The following is a 20,050-nucleotide window of genomic DNA, read 5'->3' as shown; positions in this document are numbered from 1 at the left end:
CCGGCCCCTAGATGAGGTCGAGGACGGAGCGCACGACCGGCGGCTCGAGCGCGAAGAAGGGTTCGGCGGCGCCGACCCGGCCGATGCCGCCCCACATGCGGGCGCCCTGCTCCATCAGCTCGACGATCCCGGTGTTCGCCGGGTTGTCGCCGAACTGTGAGCCATACGCACCGAGCGCAGCGAGCTTGGCAGGGAGCGTGGCGGTGATGTCGGCGAGGAACGACGGCTCACGCACGAGCCGCAGATGGACCGCCATATAGCGGTACACGCGCGCGGCGTAGTGCGGCTCGCCGGTCATGTCGGTCTTCGTGAACTTCGCGTAGAACCGGGCGGCCTCGGCGATCCGCGACGCGGCGAGGTGATCCGGGTGGGCGTCTTCCGGATACGGGACGAACAACACCGTCGGCCGTTCGGCGCGCAGCACCTCGGCAAGCGCGGTGCGAGCCTCCACGCTGTCGAACAGGTATCGGTTGGGGAGTTCGAGCGTCACTCTCCTGCATCCGAGCAGGCGCGCGGCCTCGGCCGCCTCGGCCATCCGCCGCTCGTGGGTCCCGTGCGGCGTAGGCTCGCCGTCGGTGAGGTCCACGATCAGCACATCCGCACCCCGCGCGGCGAGCGCGGCCACGGTACCGCCCATCCCGATCTCAACATCGTCAGGATGCGCACCGACGCACACGACGTCTGCCATCAGGCCTCCCTTGCGAGGGCATGCTCCCACACCCGCAGATAGTACCCGAGACGGCGGTCGGGATCATCGAGGTCCTGGCCGAAGGACCGGTCGCCGTCGAAGTAGATGCGCGCGACAGGCAGCTCGATCACGCACAGCTCGGCCCGATGCGCCTCGGCCCATAGCTCGAGCGGCATGGCGTAGCCCGGCTCGGTGAGTCGCATCGAGCGCAACGCGCTCGCGCGATACGCCTTGAAGCCGCAGAAGGCGTCGGTGAGCGACCAGCCAGTCGCCGCATTGATCGCCGTAGTGACGCGGCGGTTGACGTCCTGACGCGACGGAGGGGCCATCCCCACCACGGGACTTGCCCCCAGATAGCGGCTCCCCGACGCAATGTCGCAGTCACCGAGCGCCGTCAGGAACTCAGGGATATGGGCCGGCTCGTGCTGTCCGTCGCAGTCCATCGTCACGACTGCATCCGCGCCAGCGGCGAGCGCCGCAGCGAAGCCGTCGATGAGCGAGCGGCCGTACCCTGCGTTGGCGGCGTGGGCGATCACCACGATGTCATCGCGCTCGGCAAGTACGAGCGGCGTCTCGTCATCGGAGCCGTCGTCGACCACGATCACCATGCCGTCGTAGACACGCCGCACCGCGTCCAGGACGCTGGAGACCGTGCCGCCCTCGTTGTAGACGGGCAGCACGACTGCGTCAGGGCAGCTCGAGGTCACGCTAGAGTTCCGCCTCGACGACCCGGTAGCTCGTCACGACCTCGACCTGAGGACCGAACATGCCGCGCACCGAGCAGTACTTCTCCTCGGAAAGCTCGATCGCTCGCGCGACCGCCTCCGGCTTGACGTCGACGCCGGTCACGATGTACTCGACCTCGATCCGCTTGTAGATGTGCGGGTAGCCGTCCTCGCGCTGGGTGCCGTGGACGACCAGGCTGAAGTCGGTGACCGTCTGCCGCTTCTTCTCGAGGATGGAGATGACATCCATGCCCGTACACCCGGCGAGCGCATACAGGACGAGTTCGACGGGACGCGCGCCGCTGCCATCTGCCGTGGGACCCGCCGGCGCGTCCATGACCACACCGTGTCCGGCTTCGTCCCAGCCAACGAACCGGCGCTTGCCGTTCCACTTCACGTTGACGACATCCATCACGCGGCTCCTCTCCAACGCACGCGGGCGGGTCTCGGCTGAGTCCCGCCCGTGACGATCACGCCTTAGGGACGATCAGATCTTGCGTCCCACCATCTGCGCGAGCTCTCGCGGTTCTTTCGCCTTCTGGATCGCTTCCTCGTAGGTGACCTTACCCGACTGGAGCAGCACCTTCAGGTGCTGATCCAAAGTTTGCATTCCCATCGAGGCGCCGCCCTGGATGATCGTGGCCATCTGGTGCGTCTTCCCCTCGCGGATGAGGTTGCCGATGGCGGGAATGCCCAGCATGATCTCCATCGCCATCACGCGGCTTCGGCCGTCGGTCGAGCGCAACAGGGTCTGCGACAGCACGCCCTCGAGCGTGGTCGAGAGCTGCATGCGGACCTGCTGCTGCTGGTGCGGCGGAAACACGTCGATGATACGGTCGACCGTCTCAGGGCCACCGGTGGTGTGCAGGGTCGCGAGGACGAGGTGGCCGGTCTCGGCGGCGGTGAGGGCCGCGGAGATCGTCTCGAGGTCACGCATCTCGCCGACGAGGATGACGTCGGGGTCCTGACGCAAGACGCGCTTGAGTGCCGAGGTGAACGAGTGGGTGTCCTCGCCCACCTCGCGCTGGTTCACAAACGCCTTCTTGTTCTTGTGCATGAACTCGATCGGGTCTTCCATCGTCATGATGTGGACCGGTCGCGTCTCGTTGATGTGGTCGATCATCGCGGCGAGCGTCGTGGACTTACCGGAACCCGTCGGCCCTGTCACAAGCACCATGCCGCGTGGACGGTCGGCGAGGAACTTGCACACGCGCGGCAGCTGCAGGTCGTCGAGTGTCGGGATCTTCAGCGGGATCACGCGGAAGACGGCGCCCATCGAGTTGCGCTGCTGGAAGATGTTCGTACGGAAGCGGGACAGACCCGGGATGCTGTAAGCGAAGTCGAGCTCGAGCTCCGTCTCAAAGCGGCGCCTCTGCTCCTCGGACAGCAGACTCAGAAGCATCTCCTGCGTGTCCTTCGGCGTGAGTACCTTGTAGTTCTCGACAGACGCAAGTTCTCCGCGAACCCTGATGCCGGGAGCGCTGCCGACCGTGATATGGAGGTCCGAACCCCCCAAGTCGATCATCAGGCGCAGAAGGTCGTCTACGTGCGGCGCGTTGCCCGCTGCCGACGCGCGAACGTCGGGTGAGGCAGCCGGCTGAGGGGCACCGTAGCCGGTAGGCAGCTCCTGCGGAGCGCCGTATGCGGCAGGCCCGGGGGTCGGGGCGGGGGCGGCGACGGGCGCCGGTGCGGGTGCGGGTGCTGCGGACGGTACCGGCGCGGCTCCGCCCACACCGAGTGGTTCTGCGGGGGCGGCGGGGGGCGCAGTCTCAGCGTACGGCGCGGGCGCGGGCGCAGGTGCCGGAGCGGCCGCAGCGGCGGCGCTTGCACCTGCGAGCGCCGCCACCTTCTGTACGAGCGACTGACTGTCTATCCCAACGGGCAGGTGTCCGGCGGCGCCGACCTGACGGGCCTTCAGCGCACTGGCCTCGGAGGGATCGTTGGCGACGATGAGCACCGGAATCGATGAGAGTTCAGCATCACCCTTCAGTTCGGCAGTGAACGCGTAGCCATCCATGCCCTCGAGATCGCCGTCAGCGATGACCACATCGGGCTTGTGCTGCCGCACCATGCCGAGCGCCCTCGGCGCCGAGATGGCCCCGATGACGTCGCATCCCGGTAGCGCTGCGAGGAGCGCGGCCTTCGTGGCCTCGAAGAACGCGGCATCGTCATGGACTATGAGAACCGTCGTTTCCACCTGAGCGTGCCTCCTTGTCGGCGCGCGCGACGCCGAATTCGAATCCCCATCCCTCGCGGGTCACATGCCGTTTGATATCGGCACACTCGCCCCCACTCTGAACACGCAGCCCCGCCTCAGGCCGCTATGATGGGCGGTGACGGCGAAAGGACAGCATGGATCAGGCGCGGATCACCATACAGAGCCTAGCACACGGCGGTGACGGGGTGAGCAGGCTTCCCGACGGGCGGACGGTGTTCGTGCCGTACTCCTGCCCCGGAGACGAGCTCACCATAACTGTGACCGAGGATCACGGGCGCTGGGCGCGCGCCACGATCGACGCGATCGAGGTCGCCTCGCCTGATCGGACGACTCCCGCGTGCCCGTACTTCGGCGCCTGCGGCGGCTGCCAGTGGCAGCACATCTCCTACAGTGCGCAAGCTGCGGCCAAGCGGCAGACCCTCATCGACGCCCTCACGCGCATCGGCAAGCTCGACTCACCCGATGTCGCAGAAACCGTTGCGTCGCCGTCAGCCTACGGCTATCGCAACAAAGTCGAGCTCACGGCCGCCGAAGACGGCTCGCGCGCGCTCGGGTTCCTTAAGGCGCACACAAATGAGCTGCTCGCGATCGACGCATGCCCCCTCCTGCCGAAGCGTGCATCACGGCTGCCGCGATCACTCACCGGCGCGCTTCGCTTCCTCGGATCGCGTGGTGCCGAGGGAATCCTCCGCGCATCGGTGCGGGTCTCGGCCTCGGGTGAGATCGCCGTGGATGTGTGGACGCGGCCGGGCCCTTTCCCGCGGGCGGCTGCGGCTCGCGTGATCACCGAGTCCACCGGCGCCCGAACGTTCACGCGCACGATCATGCGCGATGCAGAGCGCCGGGACGTCTCGCAAGTGGAAGTCCTCGCAGGCACAGGGGTCTGGCACGAGAAACTCGGCGATGACCGGTTCGCCGTCTCGTCGCCCTCCTTCTTCCAGGTGAACACCGCTGCTGCGATCGCGCTTCGGGACACTGCCGTCGGCCTGCTGGAAGTGGACGGCACGATGCGCGTAGCCGACCTCTACGCCGGCGTCGGGACCTTCACGCTGCCGCTCGCCCGATCGGCCGGAGAGGTCGTGGCCGTCGAGGCCTCGCGATATGCGCTCGGCGACCTGCGGGAGAACCTCGCGCAGGCGGACCTCGACGCAGATATCGTCCCCGGTGATGCCGCGTACGCCCTGCCGGACATCGGGCATCTGGACGCGGCGCTGATCGACCCTCCCCGTTCGGGCATCTCCGACAAAGCGATGCGGGCGCTCATCGGCGCCCGCATACCTCGGATCGTCTATGTCTCGTGCGATCCGGCGACGCTCGCCAGGGACGTGGCCGCACTCGTCGGGACAGGCTATCACGCGACCCGGTTCGTGCCTGTCGACCTCTTCCCCCAGACGTACCACCTGGAAACGGTCGCGTTGCTCGAGCGCGTCTAAACGAGCGTGCCCACCTGCGGGAAGTCGACGATGTGCACGTCGTGCGGTGCATCGTCGTGCGCGGCGGTGAGGTCTGCGCCCGCTTCGTGCGAGCCCATGTGGTCACCGTCGTCCCACATCGCGCTATCGGACACGTCGTAGACGTTGCCTTCGTACGCTACGTACGCCGGATTGCCATCGCGACCGTTGTACTGCTTGAGATCCTCGAGCGTGAACTCCCTCATGGGTCCTCCTCGTCGTAGGGACGTCACGAGAAGGTTCATACCCCGCGCGCCGCGCGGCGGTTCAGCCCTGCAAGAGGTGCCTGATGGCTAGTCCTGCTCCACCAGGTCGCGGAGAGCGAACAGGTCGATGACGATCTTCCTGCCCTTGGTCGCCACCACGCCATCGCGCTGGAGGTTCGAGATGACGCGACTCGCGGTCTCACGCGAGGTGCCCGCGAGCGTGGCGATCTCGTAGTGCGTGAGGCCCTCGATCACAGGGACGCCGCGCGACTCGTATGAGGCGGTGGCCACGTTCAGCAAGACGCGCATCACGCGGTGCGTCGCATCGTGGAACGCCATCCCCTCAAGCCGGACGATCAACTCGCCCAGCCGGCGAGACAGCGTGCTGACGAGCGCGATCGCAAGTTCGGGGCGAATACGGAACACGTAGGCCAGGTCTTTGGCCTCGATGCTCAGGACTTCGACGTCTGTGGTCGCGATGACATCGGCAGTGCGCGGCGAGGCATCGACCGCACCCATCTCGCCGAAGTACGACGGGGCATCGAGGTAGCTCAACGCGAGCTCCTTGCCCTCCGGAGACGCGATGGAGACCTTCACGCGACCGGAGAGCAGCAGATACATGGTCGTGCTCTTATCGTTCTTGGTGATGATGAAAGCGCCCTTCGGGTACTCACGATGACCCATGACGCCGACAAGCGCATCCAGGTCCTGGTCCTCCAGATCGGAGAAGACCGGGTCTCTGCGAAGATGCGCGATGATCAGTTCTCTGGCGGCTGTCGTTCCCATGTTCCCACTCATCGGCACGGTTCAAGGACTCCTACAGTGAAACATGATGGATGGCGACAGTCCATGTCGGCGCCGCACCTCGGGCGCATGAGATGTGCCGTGCTATCATTCCCCGCGTCACTGCTCCGACAGAAACGGTCACACGTGCGCGCAATCCTCTTCGACTTGGACGGGACTCTGCTCGACCTCGACCTCGGCGGGTTCCTCAAGCGCTACTTTGCCGCACTCGACGAAGCGTCAGCGCCGCTTGCCTTCGGCCAGCCGGCCGGGGAGTTCATGGCGAGCCTTCACCACGCGGTCGGCCAGATGATGGAGCCCCACCCCGGCCGCGTGAACCGTGACGTCTTCTACGAATCGCTGCTCGACCAGACCGGCGTGGACCTCAACGAGCACTGGCACGTCTACGAGCGCTTCTACCGCGATGTCTTCCCAACGCTCGCCGGCACCTCGGGGCCGGCCAAAGGAGCCAGGCGCGCCGTGACGACCGCGCTCGAACTCGGGTTGCGCGTCGCAATCGCCACGAACCCGATCTTCCCGCGCGAAGCTGTGCGGCACCGCCTCGCATGGGCGGGCCTCGACGACCTCGAATTCGGAGCGATCACGACATACGAGGAGATGTGCGCCTGCAAGCCGCACGCGGACTACTACCGCCAGACGGCCGGACTGCTCGGCGTGCCGACCTCCGAGTGCATGATGGTGGGCGACGACAAGACGCTCGACCTGCCGGCCGCGGATGTGGGGATGCGGACCTTCTACGTGGGAGCTGACCCGCTTGCCGCAGCCGACATCCGCGGTGACCTCGACGAGCTCGCGGACCTGCTGCCGCGCATCGTCTAAGCGATCCGCCTGCGGATGAGGGCGACCCACGCGCCATCGAGGCGCTGGTCGCAGTCGAACTCGAACATCCCGCGAGACTCGCGGCGAAGGTCCAGCTGATAGCCGAGACCGGACGGATCGTGGTCGCAGATGACCACAATGCTGTCGTGGCAGTCGATGTCGATCATCCGATCCACGACGGCGAAGACCAGCGGTCGGCGCATGGCCGGAGTGACACCCCGGATGTCGATCACCATTCCGTTGGCGGCCTGTGCCATGGATCAGGCGCTCCCGTGCTCGGCGTACATGCTCCTGACTGTAAGATTATGCGCGACGGCCCCGATTCCTGCACATCCGTCACGCCCTTGTGACGCGCATCACTTCTCCTGGATTCTGCAGGGTAGACTCGTGGACGCACCCCAGTACTTCCGATATGCTATCCGGAGGGTTAGTGATGCATCAGAGGGGACGATGGCCAGCAGCTCGGCACCGCCTAACGCAGTGCACGGCGAGCGTGCTCAGCGTACATCCCGCGAGCGCTTCGATGCGCCCGTGCTCCATCACCATCTCTCCCTACCGATCACCCCGGCGAGCGCGTCCAGCGCTCCTTGATGCCCGCACGGGGCAGGTCTGCCCCACGCCGGTCCGCGACCCCGCTTCGGTCGCTCCCGCGCCTCCTATCGTGAAAGCCTCGCGTCCCCGGCTCGACGGTCGCCGTCGAGACTCGGAGCGCGTTTCTGGGCTTCGTCTTCCTGTGCGCAGATGACGGAAGGAGGAGGGAGAAGCGCACGCCGGGCTTCCCGCCCGGACTAGAGGTTTCGCCTGCCAAGGCAGGCTTCGTTCCAACACCAAGGAGGTGTATGGCATGGCGCAAGAGGCGCACGGTGCGTTCTACGATCTGCTTGCGGTCCGCGGCGTAAGCCGTCGTGACTTCCTCAAGTACTGCAGCTACGTTGCTGCGACGCTGGGGCTGTCAGAGGCTGCTGCTCCGCAGATCGCCGCCGCGCTGGAGAAGGGCTCCGCACTGAAGCCCGCACTCTGGCTGAACGGCGGTTCGTGCACCGGTTGTACTGAGTCGATGGCTCAGGTGGACTCTCCCGACGTCGCCACGATCGTCCTCGAACTGCTCTCACTCAACTACTTCGAGACGATCATGGCCGCCGCTGGCGAGCAGGCCGAGAAGAACATCGAAGACACGATCGCAGATGGCAACTTCCTGCTGATCTACGAAGGCTCCGTCATGACCGGTGAGGACGGCAACACCCTCCTCGTCAACGGCCACAAGGGCACCGAGATCCTCGCCGAGGCCGCAGCTGCGGCGCAGGCGGTCATCTCGGTCGGCGCATGCGCGGTCGACGGTGGCTGGGTTGCAGCCTACCCGAACCCCGCAGGCGCCGTCGGCGTTCAGGCGTTCCTCGACAAGGAGAAGATCGCGACCCCTGTCGTGAACATCCCCTGCTGCCCGATGAACCCCGAGTGGGTCGTCGCCATGGTCGTCCAGTGGCTGCTCGTGGCCGATGACGATCCGGCGCTGTTCCTTGAGAAGACCGCTCTGCTGACCAAGTCCTACACGGACGGCGTCTACGACGCCAAGGTCACGCTCAACTATCCCGAGTACGTTGTCGAATCCACGATCCACGACAACTGCCCGCGTCGTGGCCACTTCGAGAATGGCGAGTTCGTCTCCGAGTTCGGCACCGAAGAAGAGGCCATGGGCTACTGCCTGTACAAGGTCGGCTGCAAGGGTCCGCAGACCTACACACAGTGCCCGGTCACCCGCTGGAACCGCTCGGTCAGCTGGTGCGTCCACTCCGGTGCCCCGTGCATCGGCTGTGGTGGCCTGAACTGGGTGGATAACAACGCCCCGTTCTTCAAGCGCCTCTCCAGCATGCAGTTCGGCAGCATCGGTAGCGCCCAGCCTGGCAGCATCGCTGCTGTGGTCGGTGGCGTCGCCGCAGCCGCCCTCGTCGCGCACGGCCTCGGCATGAAGGCCGCCGGCCGCGTCGGCGATGGTCCTCCTATGGAGGAGACGACGGCGTACGACCGCAAGCACGGAGCAAAGAAGGGAGGCGATAAGTAGTGGCGAACATCGTCATCGACCCGGTCACCCGTATCGAGGGTCACATGCGCGTCGAGTGTGAGGTCAGCGGCGGGGTAGTCAAGGACGCATGGGTTTCCGGTACGCTGTACCGCGGCATGGAGACGGTCCTGCTCGGCCGTGCCCCGGAAGACGCGTTCTACGTCTCCCAGCGCATCTGCGGCGTCTGCCCGATCTCTCACAGCCACGCGTCCTCGCAGGCCACTGAAGCCGCTCTCGGCATCAAGATTCCCGAGGGCGCCCGCCTCGTCCGCAACATCCTCGAGTGCGCGCAGTATCTGCACAGCCACATCCTGTGGTTCTACAACCTTGCAGCGCTCGACTACGTGAGCCCGATCAACGCCCTCAAGGCCGACATCGCGGACACGTACGCTCTGGCACAGGCGGCAGGCACCAAGCCTTCCGATTACGGCGCCGTTGCCAAGCGGCTCACCGCGTTTGCGGAGAACGGCCAGCTGTCGATCCTCTCGGGTCACTACTGGGACCACCCCGGCTACGCGCTTCCGCCGGAGCTCGACCTCATAGCGACCTGCCACTATCTTGAGGCGCTTGAGATGCAGGCCGTGGCCAACGAGGTCGTCGCCGTCATCGCGGGCAAGTTCTCGCACCCGATGACGTCCGTCCCCGGCGGCACCGCATTCGTACCGACCGTCGACAAGCTCGACGACATCCTGTTCCGCCTTGTGCGCGTGAAGGACTTCATCGACACGGCGCTCATCCCCGACACCCTGGCGATCGCTCCGTTCATCCTGGATGCGGCGACCTACGGCGGCGGCACCGGCAACTTCCTGAGCTGGGGCGTCTTCGAGAAGAGCGATCTCGTTCCCGAGAATCGCTACCTTCCCCGGGGCATGTCTCAGGGCCTCAAGCCGGAGGGTGTCTCCCCGGACGACGTCACCGAGTACACGAACCACTCCTGGTACGACTCGCCGACGGGGCTCAACCCGAAGGAAGGCGAGACCAAGGTCAAGTTCACCGAGTACAACATCGACGACAAGTACTCCTACGGCAAGGCCGTACGCTGCAAGGACCTCTCGACCGAGTCCGGGCCACTCGCCCGCATGGTCGTGGCGTACCTCGCTGAGAAGGGCGGCGCCGACATCGCCGGCGGTGCGGATGTCCGCACACCTGCGAAGCTCATCGACTCGACCCTTGAGGCGCTGGGTGTCGGCGGCAAGCCGGAGATCCTCGTGTCGCTGCTCGGCCGCGTGGCCGCCCGTAACCTCGAGGCCGCGTATGTTGCCGATTTGTCGCTCGTGTTCGTCAGCGAACTCATCGAGGCCCTCAAGGGCGGCGACGTTCAGTACTGGAAGGCCGCCGAGAAGGACACAGGCGCCGGCGTGGGCGCGTGGGAAGCTCCTCGCGGCTCAGTCGCGCACTGGATCGGCCTCGATGGCGGCAAGATCGATCACTATCAGATCGTCGCCCCCACCACGTGGGACATCGCGCCTCGCGACGACAACGGCGTTCGCGGCCCGATGGAGGAGGCGCTTGTCGGCACCCCCGTCGAGGACGCGGAGAAGCCGCTCGAGCTGCTGCGTATCGCCCACAGCTTCGATCCTTGAATCGGGTGTGCGGTTCACGTGTTTGAACCGTCAACCGGCAAGGAAGTCACCGTCATGTCGTCCCCCATGGGGGTGATGTAGTTGTCCTCGCATGCACACTATCGCGAGGCCCATCCGCTGGTGTTCGTGATCACGCACTGGATTAATCTGATCTGCATGATCATGCTCGCCTTCAGCGGTTTCTACATCCACTACCCGTTCTTCGACGGGTTCATGGGCGTCGCACGCGGCATGCACATCGCTGCGATGTTCGTGATCATCATCAACCTCACGTTCCGGATCATCGCCGCCTTCTTCGTGAAGACCGCTGTGGATCTTGGCTCGCGTGAGGTGGACACGGACATCAAGAACTGGCTGCCGCAGGAGAAGAACAAGCACCAGCTCTTCGAGACGGTGAAGTACTACCTGTTCTTCCGCAAGGAAGGCGTCATCTCGGCCAAGTACGGATCGCTCCAGAAGATCGCGTACCTGGCGACCATCCCGCTCACCTACTTCATGGCCTACACCGGCTTTGCCCTCTACGGTCCCACTGCGGACTGGGGCTTCTTCTCCGGCGGGACCGCCATGGTCGGTGGCCCGATGAACATGCGGATCATCCACTACTTCATGATGTGGGTGTTCATCGTGTTCACGATGATCCACGCCTACCTGGCAAACATCTACAACTTCGGACCAAGCAAGATCATCTTTGCTTGGAAGGAGACCGACCACTAGTCTCCACGCCCGCGTGACGGTCATACTGTCACGCGAGAGCAGACCGGGCCCCGGAGCCACACGCTCCGGGGCCCGTGTTCTTCATGAACCCGAGAAAGGTGCCATCGTGCTCGATGAGAACCCACGCGTGCTCGTGCTGGGAATCGGCAACATCCTCATGCTGGACGAAGGCATCGGCAACCGCATCGCCACCGACCTCGAGGCCAACTACCGGTTCCCCGACGACGTGCGCGTGATGGACGCCGGCACGATGGGGCTCGGTATGATGCACCTCTTCCGCGGCGTGGAGTTCCTGCTCGTGGCTGATGCGGTCAACGGCACCGGTCACCCCGCGGGCACGGTGGTGCGCGTCCCGCCCGAGGACTTCGCGCCTAACCAGGTGCTCCACTCGCTCCACGATGTGCGCTTCGTCGACGTTCTCAGCGCGGCGAGACTGATCGGCATCATGCCCGATGCCGACTGCATCGGCGTCCAGGTCGAGAATATGAGCCCCGCCGAGATCACGATCGGGCTGACGGAGCCGGTCGAGGCGGCCGTCCCGCGTGCCATCGCAGCCGTCCTCTACGTGCTCGAGGAGCGCGGCGTCATCGCCGAGCCGCTTGCCGAGGGCGACACGGAACTGCAGGCTGCGGTGGCCGAGGCGAAGGCCGATGTGGCGCGCAGGCAGGCCGAACGCGACGAGTAGCCGCTTGCGGTCGAGCCGGCGCATGCGTCAGCCGAGCAGCTCCCGCACCTTGCCGATGATGCCCTGGGCGTCGAGCCCTGCACGGGCCAACAGGTCGCTTGAGGCGCCCGAGCTCTGGTAGCCGGTCACGCCGTGCGCCACGACCCGCACGCCGATGCCGCGCTCGGCGACCCACTCGGCGACAGAGGCCCCAAGCCCCGTCCGCGAACCGTGGTCCTCGGCAACGAGCACCCACGGCGCGTCGGCGACGCGCGCCATCGCCTCATCGTCGAGTTGAAGCGGCGACGACACGATGCATACGCCGAGCGAGAGCCCGTGCTCGGCACCGAGGTCTGAGGCCTCGACGGCTGCCCCCGCGACCGTGCCCATCGTCATGATGACGCCGTCCGCTCCCTCGCGCGCCCAGGTGGCGCGGCCGTATTCGAACTTGTAGTCGCCACCGAAGAGCGGCTCTCCGTCCAGGCCGAGGATCACCGGCAGCTTCGAGCGCCCCATCGCGATCGCGACGCATCCCGTCGTCACCGGAATCTCGCGCACGGCACGATCGGTCTGGTTCGGATCGGCCGGCACGATCACCTTCCAGCCGAACATGTTCCGGAACGCGCCCACGTAGTCGAGGCACTGGTGCGTCTTGCCGTCCTCCCCCACGTCCAGGCCGCAGTGGGTGACCGCGAGCTTGATCTGGGTCTCGTTGATGTCGTTCAGACGCTGCTGGTTGTACACCTCATCGATGCCGAAGACGCCGAAACCGGAGAAGAACGTGAGCACTCCGGAGACAGAGAGCGCGCCTGCGGTGGTGGCGGCGTTATGCTCGCCGACGCCGCACTGGATGAAGCCGTCGGGACGCACGCGTGCGAACCCGTCGGTCTTCACCGACACGGCAAGATCGCAATCGAGCACCGCCATCGGCACGCCGGGATTCGCCTCGGCGATGTCGGCGAGCGCAGTGCCCCATGCCGAGCGGTTGTCGGCGTGCTTCTCGCGCGTATACGTGCGCGGCGTACCCGGGTCGTACGCCCACGGGCGCGGGGCGCGGTGGAGCGCCGGCGTGAGCGTGACGCCCCCCCGCCGTTCGCGTGCGGCGTCGAGCGTGGGCTCGCAGCCCAACTCGGCCATCGCGCGTTCGTACTCCTCCGGTGTGAGCCCCCGGCCGTGAAACTCGGCCCGACCCTCCATGAACGAAACGCCCTTGCCGATGACCGTACGCGCGATCACGGCGACGGGTCGTGAGGTGTCCGCCACGGCCTGAGCCACGGCGGCGTAGAGCGCCCGGACGTCGTGGCCGTCGACCTCGATCACTCCCCAGCCATCGGCAGCGAAGCCGGTGGCTACATCTACCGGCATCACGTCGGCGGTATGGCCCGAGATCTGGATGCCGTTGAAGTCGACCAGCACGGTGAGGTCGGCGAGCTTCTCCTTGACGGCGAGTCTGCGCGCCTCGGCGACCTGGCCTTTGTGCTGCTCGCCATCGCTCATGGCCACGAAGGTCCGGGATCCGCGGCCCGTGAGCCGGGACGCAAGCGCAAAGCCGACCCCCGCCGAGAGGCCCTGCCCGAGGTTGCCGGTACCCCATTCGACGCCCGGGACCGAGCGCTCGACGTGACCCTCGAAGACGCTCCCCGCCTGTCGGAAGTGGGCGACAGCGTCGTCGAGCCGGAAGAAGCCGGCATCGGCGAGCGCGCAGTACACGCCAGGTGAGGTGTGCCCGTGGCTCACCACGATGCGGTCGCGGTCCTCAACACGCGGGCGGAGCGGGTCCACCTTCGCAAAGTGCCAGAGCACGAGGTACATCTCGAGCGAGGACATCGAGCCGCCCGGGTGACCTGACGCTGCGAGCGTGGTCATCGTGAGGATTGCGCCCCGAAGGTCACGGGCGCGGACCTCGAGCTCCTGCGCGCTCTCGTCGTCCAGAACCGGCACCTCGAACCCTCGCTCCAGCATCGTTCCTCCTCCTGCGCCGGGCGTGACACCCGATGCGTCCGAACCATTACACTGAAAGATACCCGTCCCCGCAATCCGAGGAGCATATCCGTGACCGACCTGCGACAGACCGCCGAGGCAGCTGCCCACGCAGGCGGCGATGCCCTACGACAGCACGCCGGCCGCATCACCGGACTGCGCACGAAGAGCGGGACCGCCGACATGGTGAGCGCGGCCGACATCGCCGCCGGTGTCGCGGTCGTTTCGACGATCGCACAAGCCCTGCCGGAGGCTCGGTTCGTGATCGAGGAGCCGGAGGTCTACGAACTCGCGGGCGTCACACCCGGAACGCTCGGTGACGACGAGGTGTGGGTGATCGACCCACTTGATGGTACCACCTCGTTCGTGCACTCCTACCCCTGCTGGTCTGTGAGTGTCGCCTGCCTGCGGCAGGGTCGGCCCGTGGCCGCCGCCGTCTACAACGTGCCCGCCAACGAGATGTTCTCGGCGGCCGCCGGCGAGGGCGCGACGCTGGACGGAGCGCGCCTCACGTGCGCAGGTTCCCCCACGCTCGACCGCGCGCTCCTGTGTACCGGCTTCCCGTACGACCGCGGCGAGCCGTTCACCCGCCAGCTGCGCTTGCTCGAAGCGTTGGTGCGACCCGCGCACGACGTGCGGCGCGATGGTTCCGCAGCGGTGGATCTGTGCAGCGTGGCCGCCGGGCGCGTGGACGGCTTCTGGGAAACCGCGCTTCAGCCCTGGGACATGGCAGCCGGCGCGCTGATCGTCGAGGAGTCGGGCGGACTCATCACCGACTTCGCCGGGAACCCCTGGACGGTCGCCACACGCGACATCGTCGCCGCGAACCTGGCGCTTCACGCGGTGCTGCTTGAGGCGATCCGCAAAGCCGACAGGCGCTAGTGCGTGCGCGCAGACGGTGCGGTGTCCTCGTCGTAGGTGATGCCGAGGTCGGCGAGTACTTTCGTGACCGCACGTTCCCCGCTCTCGATGCAGTTGGGGATGCCCACCCCACGGAACGCGCCGCCAGCTAGATCGATTCCGGCGATCGCGCGCGTCCTGCGTTCGATCTCGTCCACACGGTCCAGGTGACCGAGCGTGTACTGCGGCATGCCGCCCACCCACCGATAGACGCTGGCGTATACGGGCTGCGTGTCCGGCTTCATGCCGAGGAGGTCGACGAGCTCGGCCCGGATCGTCTCGATGAGCGCTTCATCGGTCGCCTCGAGCAGGTGCTGGTTGGCCGGCCCGCCGACGAAGCCGCGCAACAGCACGCGATTCTCCGGCGCCCGATCGGGCCACTTCGAGGACGAGAGCGTGACCGCAAGCAGCGGCCGATGCTCCACGAGCGGCGACAGGATGCCGAACCACTTGGTGTCGAAGGGGCAGTCCTCGGCACGGAAGGCCATCGGCACCGTGGCCGAAGACGAGCACGGGATCGACGCCAGCAGGTCCGCGATCTCTTCGTCCACGTCGCGCATGAGCCGCGTCGCCGCCCATGCCTCGGTGGCGACGATGACCGCGTCGCCACCGAGGACCTCACCACCCTTGAGCGTCACGCGCCAGCCGTACGCCCCGCGCTCGATCGCCTCGACCTCTGCGCCGGTGCGGATTCGCTCGCGGCCTACCGCGTCGGCCATGCCGTCGGTGAGCTGCTGCATGCCCCTATAGAAGGTGTTGAAGAACGCCCAGGGCTTGGCGCCCGGCTTGGGCGGGTACTTTGTGCGCATCTCCTCGCGCTTCTTGCGCTCCGCGAGAAAACCGCGGATGAGCGAGCCGAACTGCTGCTCCATCTCGAGGAAGTTCGGGAAAGTCGCCGCAAGCGACATCTCCTTGGGGTCCGAAGCGTGAACGCCACCCACGAGCGGCTCGGCGAGACGGTCGAGCGACTCGCGGCCCATCCGTCGCACCACGAAGCTCTCGAGCGTTTCGTCGTGGTCCTGCGCGGTCTCACCTTCGGCCCAGCGCACCTTCCGCGGCAAGAACCAATCGAGCGCCATCCGGAACTTCGCGGGCCACGAGTAGAGCGGGGTGGTAGCGAGCGGGACGAGCTTGGTGGGTGCGAACATCATGATGCCGTCCGGCATCTCGATCAGGCGCTTGCCCTTCACGATGAGCGTCTTCTTGTTCTCCTCGCGAGCGGGAACCATGGCCTCATCGATGCCGAGCATGCGCGCGATGCGGCCGATCGCCGGCTTGCCCGACACGAACGCGTCACTGCCGCCGTCGATGACGTACTCGCCGCCTTCGGGATCGGTCACGATGTCGGTGGCGAGCTTGCCGCCGAGGCGGTCGTCTTTCTCCACAAGCACGCAGTCCACGTCGTGCCCGGCTCCTGCCGCCCGGCGCACCTTGTACGCCGCGCCGAGACCCGCCGCACCGCCGCCGATGATGATGACCTTCTTCACACGCGCACCCTTCCGTCTATCGGCCGCACGCGGCCGCTCTTCTGTCACTAGTAGACCCGCTTCTCCTCCACCGCGTCCTCGGCGAGCTCGATGCCGGCGTCGCCGAGCACCTTGCTCACGGCCCGCTCGCCACTTTCGAGCGCATTCGGGACACCCACGCCGCGGTACGCGTTGCCTGCAAGCGCAAGCCCGGGGACGGTCGCCTCGACGCGCTCGATCTCGTCCACGCGGTCGAGATGCCCGAGCGTGTACTGCGGCATCCCCTTCTCCCAACGGAAGAGCTTCGCGTAGCGCGGCTTCGCGTCCGCACGGATGCCGATGAGCTCCACCAGCTGCGTGCGTGCGAGTTCGAGCAGCTCGTCGTTCGAAGCGTTCAGCACCCCGGCATCGCGGGGTCCGCCGAGGAAGCCCCGGATGAGGATCCGGCCCCCGGGCGCGCGGTCCGGCCACTTCGAGCTCATGAGCGAAACGCCGGTCATCGGGCGATGCTCCACGGCGGGCGTGAGGATACCGTGCCAGCGCGTGTCATGGGGATAGTCGGCCGCATCGAACGCGAGGAGCGCGGTGGCGCACGACGAGCACGGGATCGTCTCCAGCAGCTCCCCGAGCGCCGGCTCCACCGGTGCCACGAGTTCGGCCGCCGCCCACACCTCGCTCGCCACCACGACCGCGTCGCCCACAAGCGAATCGCCGGTCGAAAGCGTCACGCGCCAGCCGTCGTCCTCTCGCGCGATCGCGGTCGCCGCCACGCCCGTGCGGATGTGCTCGCGCCCTGCGGCGTCCGCCATCGCGTCGCACACGACCTGCAGACCCTCGTCGAACGACGAGAACATCGTGCGGCGCTTGGCGCCCGGCTTTGGCGGATGCTTCTTGCGCATCTCCTCGACTCGCTTGCGCTGGGCGAGGAAGCCACGTACCAGCGAGCCGTGCTTCTGCTCCATGTCGAGCAGCATCGGGTAGCGCGCGGCCACCGACATCTCGGAGGCCACGTCGCCGTTCACGCCCGCCGCGAGCGGCTCGGCGAGGCGGTCGAGCGCTTCCCGGCCGAGCCGGCGTACCACGAGACTCTCGAGCGTCTCGTCGTGCAGCTGCGCGGTCTCACCTTCGGCCCAGCGCACCTTGCGCGGGATCACCACGTCGAGCGCCATGCGGAGCTTCGCCGGCCACGAGTAGAGCTTCGAGGTGGCAAGCGGAAGCAGCTTGGTGGGCGCGAACATCATCATGCCGTCGGGCATCTCCACGAGACGCCCCTTCTTCACGATGAACGTCTTCTTGGTCTCGTCGAGCGTGCCGCACTCGCGTTCGAAGATGCCGAGGAGACGCGCCACGCGGTGGACTGCGGTCTTGTCGGTGAGGAAGGAGTCGCTACCGCCATCGGCGATGTAACGACCGCCGTCAGAGTCCTCGGCGATGTCCGTCCAGATCTTCCCGCCGAGGCGGTCGTCTCGCTCCACGAGCGTGAAGGTGACATCGTGCCCGGCATCTGCGGCGCGTCTGACCTTGTAGGCTGCGCCGAGTCCGGCGATGCCGCCTCCGATGATGATGATGCGCATGCTACCGCTCCTTGTTCGCGAGCGAGCGGTGCCGGCCGCCGCAATCGGTCGTGCGTCGTGCGTCAACTACAGCAGTGGCTCGACCACCCCGACGAGGGCTTCCACGAAGCTGTCGTCGTCGTTCGGCACGGCCGTGCGCACGAAACTCAAGCCGAGGTCCGATGCCCGTCCCGCCGCGTCGATGTCGAGATCCCAGAGCGTCTCCATGTGATCGATCGCAAAGCCGATCGGCACGACGACCACGCCATCGTAGCCGACCTCCGCGGCGACCTCCATGACCCGCACGAGATCGGGTCCGAGCCACGTCCCCGGGCGGACACCCCGGGACTGGTACGCAAGGAGCCAGGGCACGGGCGCAGCGAGCGAACCGAACGACGAGACGCCGGGCAACCGCTCGTCTCCGGCAAACTCGGCGCCCTCCGCGAGTCCGGCGATCGCCGCCACCGCGTCGGCCACCTCGCGCAGTCCGCCCGGATACGGGTCATCCTCAACGAGATCGGACTCCGGAAGGCTATGAGCGGTCATCACCACAAGCGCACGCTCGGCCACGATCGCATCGAGCGCATGCGCGCACGCATGTCCAAAGAAGTCGCGGTACTGCGGCGCCCGGGACAGTGACGGCGCCTCGCACAGATCGGCGAGCTTGAGATCGCAGGCGGCGCCGTGCGCCTCGGTGCGGTACGCCTCACACGTGACCTGCGACTCGAACGCCGACAGCGACACCATCACGATGCGGCCTGCGCCCTCTGCACGAAGCTCCTCGAGCGATGAGGCGATCGAGGGATCCCAGTAGCGCATGCCGGCCCTCACGACCGCATCGTGTCCGGCCGACCGAAGATGGTGTTCAAGCGATGCGGCGATAGCTGCGGCGGTCGCTGGCAACGGCGAGGGGCCGCCGATCGCGCGGTACTTCTCCTGCGCCGCAGCAACAACGGCGGGCGCAGGCTCACGCCCCATGAACCGCGCCATGAACGGCCCGACCGACTCGAGCGAGTCCGGGCCGCCGAACGCCGTCAGCAGTACTCCTACGCGACCCGCCACGCCCGCGCCTACTTCCCACCGCGGATGCGCGCCGAGTGCTCATGCACGAGCCTGATCATCGTGCGCGCCTTCTGCGGATCGCTTGTCTTGTGGATGCCGTGGCCGAGATTGAAGATGTGGCCCGGCCGCGTACCCACCGCCTCGAGGATCTCGATAATCATGCGCTCAAGCTCGTCGTCGGGCGCGAAGAGCGCCACCGGGTCGATATTGCCCTGGATCGCGAAACGCTCGTCCACCTGCTCGACGACGTGCTTCATGTCCAGGCGCCAGTCCACACCCAACACGTCGCCGCCCGCGAGCTGCGCGAGATCGAGCATCGAGGTGGCGCCGTTCGGGAAGTGGATGATCGGCACTCCCTCGGGCACGACTTTCTTGCCGTGCTCGGTGAGCGCATCGATCACGCGCTTGGTGTACGGCAGCACGGAGCGCTCGTAGTCGCGGGGCGCCACGTACCCGACCCAGCTGTCGAAGACCTGGATTACCTGCGCGCCAGCGTCGATCTGCGCCGAGAGGTACGCGATGACGGTGTCGCTGATCTTGGTCATCAGCTCGTCCCAGGCAGCCGGCTCGCTCCACATGAGCGCCTTGGTGTACTCGTAATCGCGCGTGCCGTGGCCTTCGATCATGTAGCTCGCAAGCGTGAAGGGCGCCCCGCCGAAGCCGATGAGCGGCACCTTGTTCTCAAGCTCCTTGCGGAGGATGCCAATCGTCTCAATCACGTAGCCGGTGTCGGCCAGCGGGTCGGAGATGCGAAGCTTACGGATGTCGTCCACCGTGCGCACGGGGTTGTGGATGACCGGACCCTCGCCCTTGGCGAACTCCAGGTCCAGCCCCATGCCGGGAAAGACCACGAGAATGTCGCTGAACAAGATCGCCGCATCGACGCCGACCAGGTCGACCGGCTGCATCGTCACCTCGACCGCGAGCTCGGGCGTGCGGCACATCTCGAGGAAGCCGTGCTTCGCGCGGATCTCGCGATACTCGGGCATGTAGCGGCCTGCCTGGCGCATCATCCAAACGGGGGTGCTCTCGGTCACCTCTCTGCGCGCGGCGCGCAGGAACAGATCGTTGTACGCCATGGTCGAAAGTCCTTCGTTCGGGGGCGGTCGAGGAGTCGAAGTGCATACTACCATTCCCCGAACGCGAACGGGCCCCGCA

The 20,050-nt window shown here is 66.7% G+C and carries 19 protein-coding genes; 7 read left to right on the top strand and 12 right to left on the bottom strand.

Translation table 11 applies throughout. The annotated features are described in order from the left end of the window. Positions 1-7 precede the first annotated feature (7 nt). The 4 genes from Q7W51_05310 to Q7W51_05295 form a co-directional block, all read right to left on the bottom strand. Complete coding sequence (locus Q7W51_05310; GenBank protein ID MDO8847786.1) at positions 8-688, bottom strand: PIG-L family deacetylase; 681 nt, start codon at positions 686-688, stop codon at positions 8-10. Next, complete coding sequence (locus tag Q7W51_05305; protein MDO8847785.1) at positions 688-1,395, bottom strand: glycosyltransferase family 2 protein; 708 nt, start codon at positions 1,393-1,395, stop codon at positions 688-690. Before Q7W51_05305 ends, Q7W51_05310 begins: the two co-directional genes overlap by 1 nt. 1 nt (position 1,396) lies before the next feature. Further along, positions 1,397-1,825 carry an OsmC family protein gene (locus tag Q7W51_05300; protein MDO8847784.1) on the bottom strand — a complete coding sequence of 143 codons (429 nt, stop codon included), beginning with the start codon at positions 1,823-1,825 and terminating at the stop codon, positions 1,397-1,399. A 75-nt stretch (positions 1,826-1,900) separates the two neighbouring features. Beyond that, the gene (locus Q7W51_05295) at positions 1,901-3,610 is read right to left on the bottom strand and encodes a PilT/PilU family type 4a pilus ATPase (GenBank protein MDO8847783.1); all 1,710 of its coding nucleotides are present in this window, start codon (positions 3,608-3,610) and stop codon (positions 1,901-1,903) included. Between the two features lie 155 nt (positions 3,611-3,765). On the opposite strand from Q7W51_05295, the gene rlmD reads away from it, so the two are divergent. After that, positions 3,766-5,064, top strand: a complete 1,299-nt coding sequence (rlmD, locus tag Q7W51_05290; protein MDO8847782.1) for a 23S rRNA (uracil(1939)-C(5))-methyltransferase RlmD — start codon at positions 3,766-3,768, stop codon at positions 5,062-5,064. Here the strand turns inward: rlmD and Q7W51_05285 are convergent. Both Q7W51_05285 and Q7W51_05280 read right to left on the bottom strand, forming a co-directional pair. Further along, the gene (locus tag Q7W51_05285) at positions 5,061-5,288 is read right to left on the bottom strand and encodes a cytochrome b5 domain-containing protein (protein ID MDO8847781.1); all 228 of its coding nucleotides are present in this window, start codon (positions 5,286-5,288) and stop codon (positions 5,061-5,063) included. The two genes, rlmD and Q7W51_05285, sit on opposite strands and share 4 nt — an antisense overlap. Positions 5,289-5,375: 87 nt before the next feature. Further along, the gene (locus Q7W51_05280) at positions 5,376-6,086 is read right to left on the bottom strand and encodes a Crp/Fnr family transcriptional regulator (GenBank protein ID MDO8847780.1); all 711 of its coding nucleotides are present in this window, start codon (positions 6,084-6,086) and stop codon (positions 5,376-5,378) included. A 132-nt stretch (positions 6,087-6,218) separates the two neighbouring features. Here Q7W51_05280 and Q7W51_05275 point away from each other — a divergent pair, with 132 nt between their 5' ends. Then, a complete protein-coding gene (locus Q7W51_05275) occupies positions 6,219-6,911 on the top strand; it encodes an HAD family hydrolase (protein ID MDO8847779.1) in 693 nt (230 codons plus the stop codon). Here the strand turns inward: Q7W51_05275 and Q7W51_05270 are convergent. Continuing rightward, the gene (locus tag Q7W51_05270; protein MDO8847778.1) at positions 6,908-7,168 is read right to left on the bottom strand and encodes a DUF2249 domain-containing protein; all 261 of its coding nucleotides are present in this window, start codon (positions 7,166-7,168) and stop codon (positions 6,908-6,910) included. The genes Q7W51_05275 and Q7W51_05270 overlap by 4 nt on opposite strands. 587 nt (positions 7,169-7,755) lie before the next feature. On the opposite strand from Q7W51_05270, the gene Q7W51_05265 reads away from it, so the two are divergent. From Q7W51_05265 to Q7W51_05250, 4 genes are all read left to right on the top strand, one after another. After that, complete coding sequence (locus Q7W51_05265) at positions 7,756-8,970, top strand: hydrogenase small subunit (protein MDO8847777.1); 1,215 nt, start codon at positions 7,756-7,758, stop codon at positions 8,968-8,970. After that, a complete protein-coding gene (locus Q7W51_05260) occupies positions 8,970-10,553 on the top strand; it encodes a nickel-dependent hydrogenase large subunit (GenBank protein ID MDO8847776.1) in 1,584 nt (527 codons plus the stop codon). The genes Q7W51_05265 and Q7W51_05260 overlap by 1 nt, the downstream gene beginning before the upstream one ends. A gap of 81 nt (positions 10,554-10,634) precedes the next feature. Further along, the gene (locus Q7W51_05255; protein ID MDO8847775.1) at positions 10,635-11,267 is read left to right on the top strand and encodes a cytochrome b/b6 domain-containing protein; all 633 of its coding nucleotides are present in this window, start codon (positions 10,635-10,637) and stop codon (positions 11,265-11,267) included. Between the two features lie 106 nt (positions 11,268-11,373). After that, positions 11,374-11,952 (top strand): hydrogenase maturation protease, encoded by a 579-nt coding sequence (locus Q7W51_05250; protein MDO8847774.1) that lies wholly within the window; start codon positions 11,374-11,376, stop codon positions 11,950-11,952. A 27-nt stretch (positions 11,953-11,979) separates the two neighbouring features. Here the strand turns inward: Q7W51_05250 and Q7W51_05245 are convergent, their stop codons facing one another. Further along, positions 11,980-13,893: a transketolase gene (locus Q7W51_05245; GenBank protein ID MDO8847773.1), complete on the bottom strand. Its 1,914-nt coding sequence runs from the start codon at positions 13,891-13,893 to the stop codon at positions 11,980-11,982. A gap of 90 nt (positions 13,894-13,983) precedes the next feature. Between Q7W51_05245 and Q7W51_05240 the strand changes: the two genes are divergently transcribed. Then, positions 13,984-14,793: an inositol monophosphatase family protein gene (locus Q7W51_05240; GenBank protein ID MDO8847772.1), complete on the top strand. Its 810-nt coding sequence runs from the start codon at positions 13,984-13,986 to the stop codon at positions 14,791-14,793. Here Q7W51_05240 and hemG (Q7W51_05235) read toward each other — a convergent pair. From hemG (Q7W51_05235) to hemE, 4 genes are all read right to left on the bottom strand, one after another. After that, complete coding sequence (hemG, locus tag Q7W51_05235; protein ID MDO8847771.1) at positions 14,790-16,298, bottom strand: protoporphyrinogen oxidase; 1,509 nt, start codon at positions 16,296-16,298, stop codon at positions 14,790-14,792. The two genes, Q7W51_05240 and hemG (Q7W51_05235), sit on opposite strands and share 4 nt — an antisense overlap. A 47-nt stretch (positions 16,299-16,345) precedes the next feature. After that, positions 16,346-17,851 carry a protoporphyrinogen oxidase gene (gene hemG / locus Q7W51_05230; GenBank protein ID MDO8847770.1) on the bottom strand — a complete coding sequence of 502 codons (1,506 nt, stop codon included), beginning with the start codon at positions 17,849-17,851 and terminating at the stop codon, positions 16,346-16,348. Positions 17,852-17,917: 66 nt separating this feature from the next. Then, positions 17,918-18,892 (bottom strand): ferrochelatase, encoded by a 975-nt coding sequence (locus tag Q7W51_05225; protein ID MDO8847769.1) that lies wholly within the window; start codon positions 18,890-18,892, stop codon positions 17,918-17,920. A gap of 8 nt (positions 18,893-18,900) precedes the next feature. Beyond that, the gene (gene hemE, locus Q7W51_05220) at positions 18,901-19,971 is read right to left on the bottom strand and encodes a uroporphyrinogen decarboxylase (GenBank protein ID MDO8847768.1); all 1,071 of its coding nucleotides are present in this window, start codon (positions 19,969-19,971) and stop codon (positions 18,901-18,903) included. Positions 19,972-20,050 lie beyond the last annotated feature (79 nt).

It is taken from the genome of Coriobacteriia bacterium (assembly GCA_030652115.1).
In the GTDB taxonomy this organism is placed as follows: Bacteria; Actinomycetota; Coriobacteriia; order Anaerosomatales; family Anaerosomataceae; genus UBA6100.
The sequence above is the reverse complement of the archived record's forward strand: the minus strand, read 5'-3'. Positions and strand labels throughout refer to the sequence as shown.

Bases quoted from the DNA above. Each gene is read 5' to 3' on its own strand.
- Q7W51_05310 (MDO8847786.1), bottom strand. From the start codon at position 688: ATGGCAGACGTCGTGTGCGTCGGTGCGCATCCTGACGATGTTGAGATC.
- Q7W51_05300 (MDO8847784.1), bottom strand. From the start codon at position 1,825: ATGGATGTCGTCAACGTGAAGTGGAACGGCAAGCGCCGGTTCGTTGGC.
- rlmD (MDO8847782.1), top strand. From the start codon at position 3,766: ATGGATCAGGCGCGGATCACCATACAGAGCCTAGCACACGGCGGTGAC.
- Q7W51_05285 (MDO8847781.1), bottom strand. From the start codon at position 5,288: ATGAGGGAGTTCACGCTCGAGGATCTCAAGCAGTACAACGGTCGCGAT.
- Q7W51_05280 (MDO8847780.1), bottom strand. From the start codon at position 6,086: ATGAGTGGGAACATGGGAACGACAGCCGCCAGAGAACTGATCATCGCG.
- Q7W51_05270 (MDO8847778.1), bottom strand. From the start codon at position 7,168: ATGGCACAGGCCGCCAACGGAATGGTGATCGACATCCGGGGTGTCACT.
- Q7W51_05265 (MDO8847777.1), top strand. From the start codon at position 7,756: ATGGCGCAAGAGGCGCACGGTGCGTTCTACGATCTGCTTGCGGTCCGC.
- Q7W51_05245 (MDO8847773.1), bottom strand. From the start codon at position 13,893: ATGCTGGAGCGAGGGTTCGAGGTGCCGGTTCTGGACGACGAGAGCGCG.
- hemG (MDO8847770.1), bottom strand. From the start codon at position 17,851: ATGCGCATCATCATCATCGGAGGCGGCATCGCCGGACTCGGCGCAGCC.
- hemE (MDO8847768.1), bottom strand. From the start codon at position 19,971: ATGGCGTACAACGATCTGTTCCTGCGCGCCGCGCGCAGAGAGGTGACC.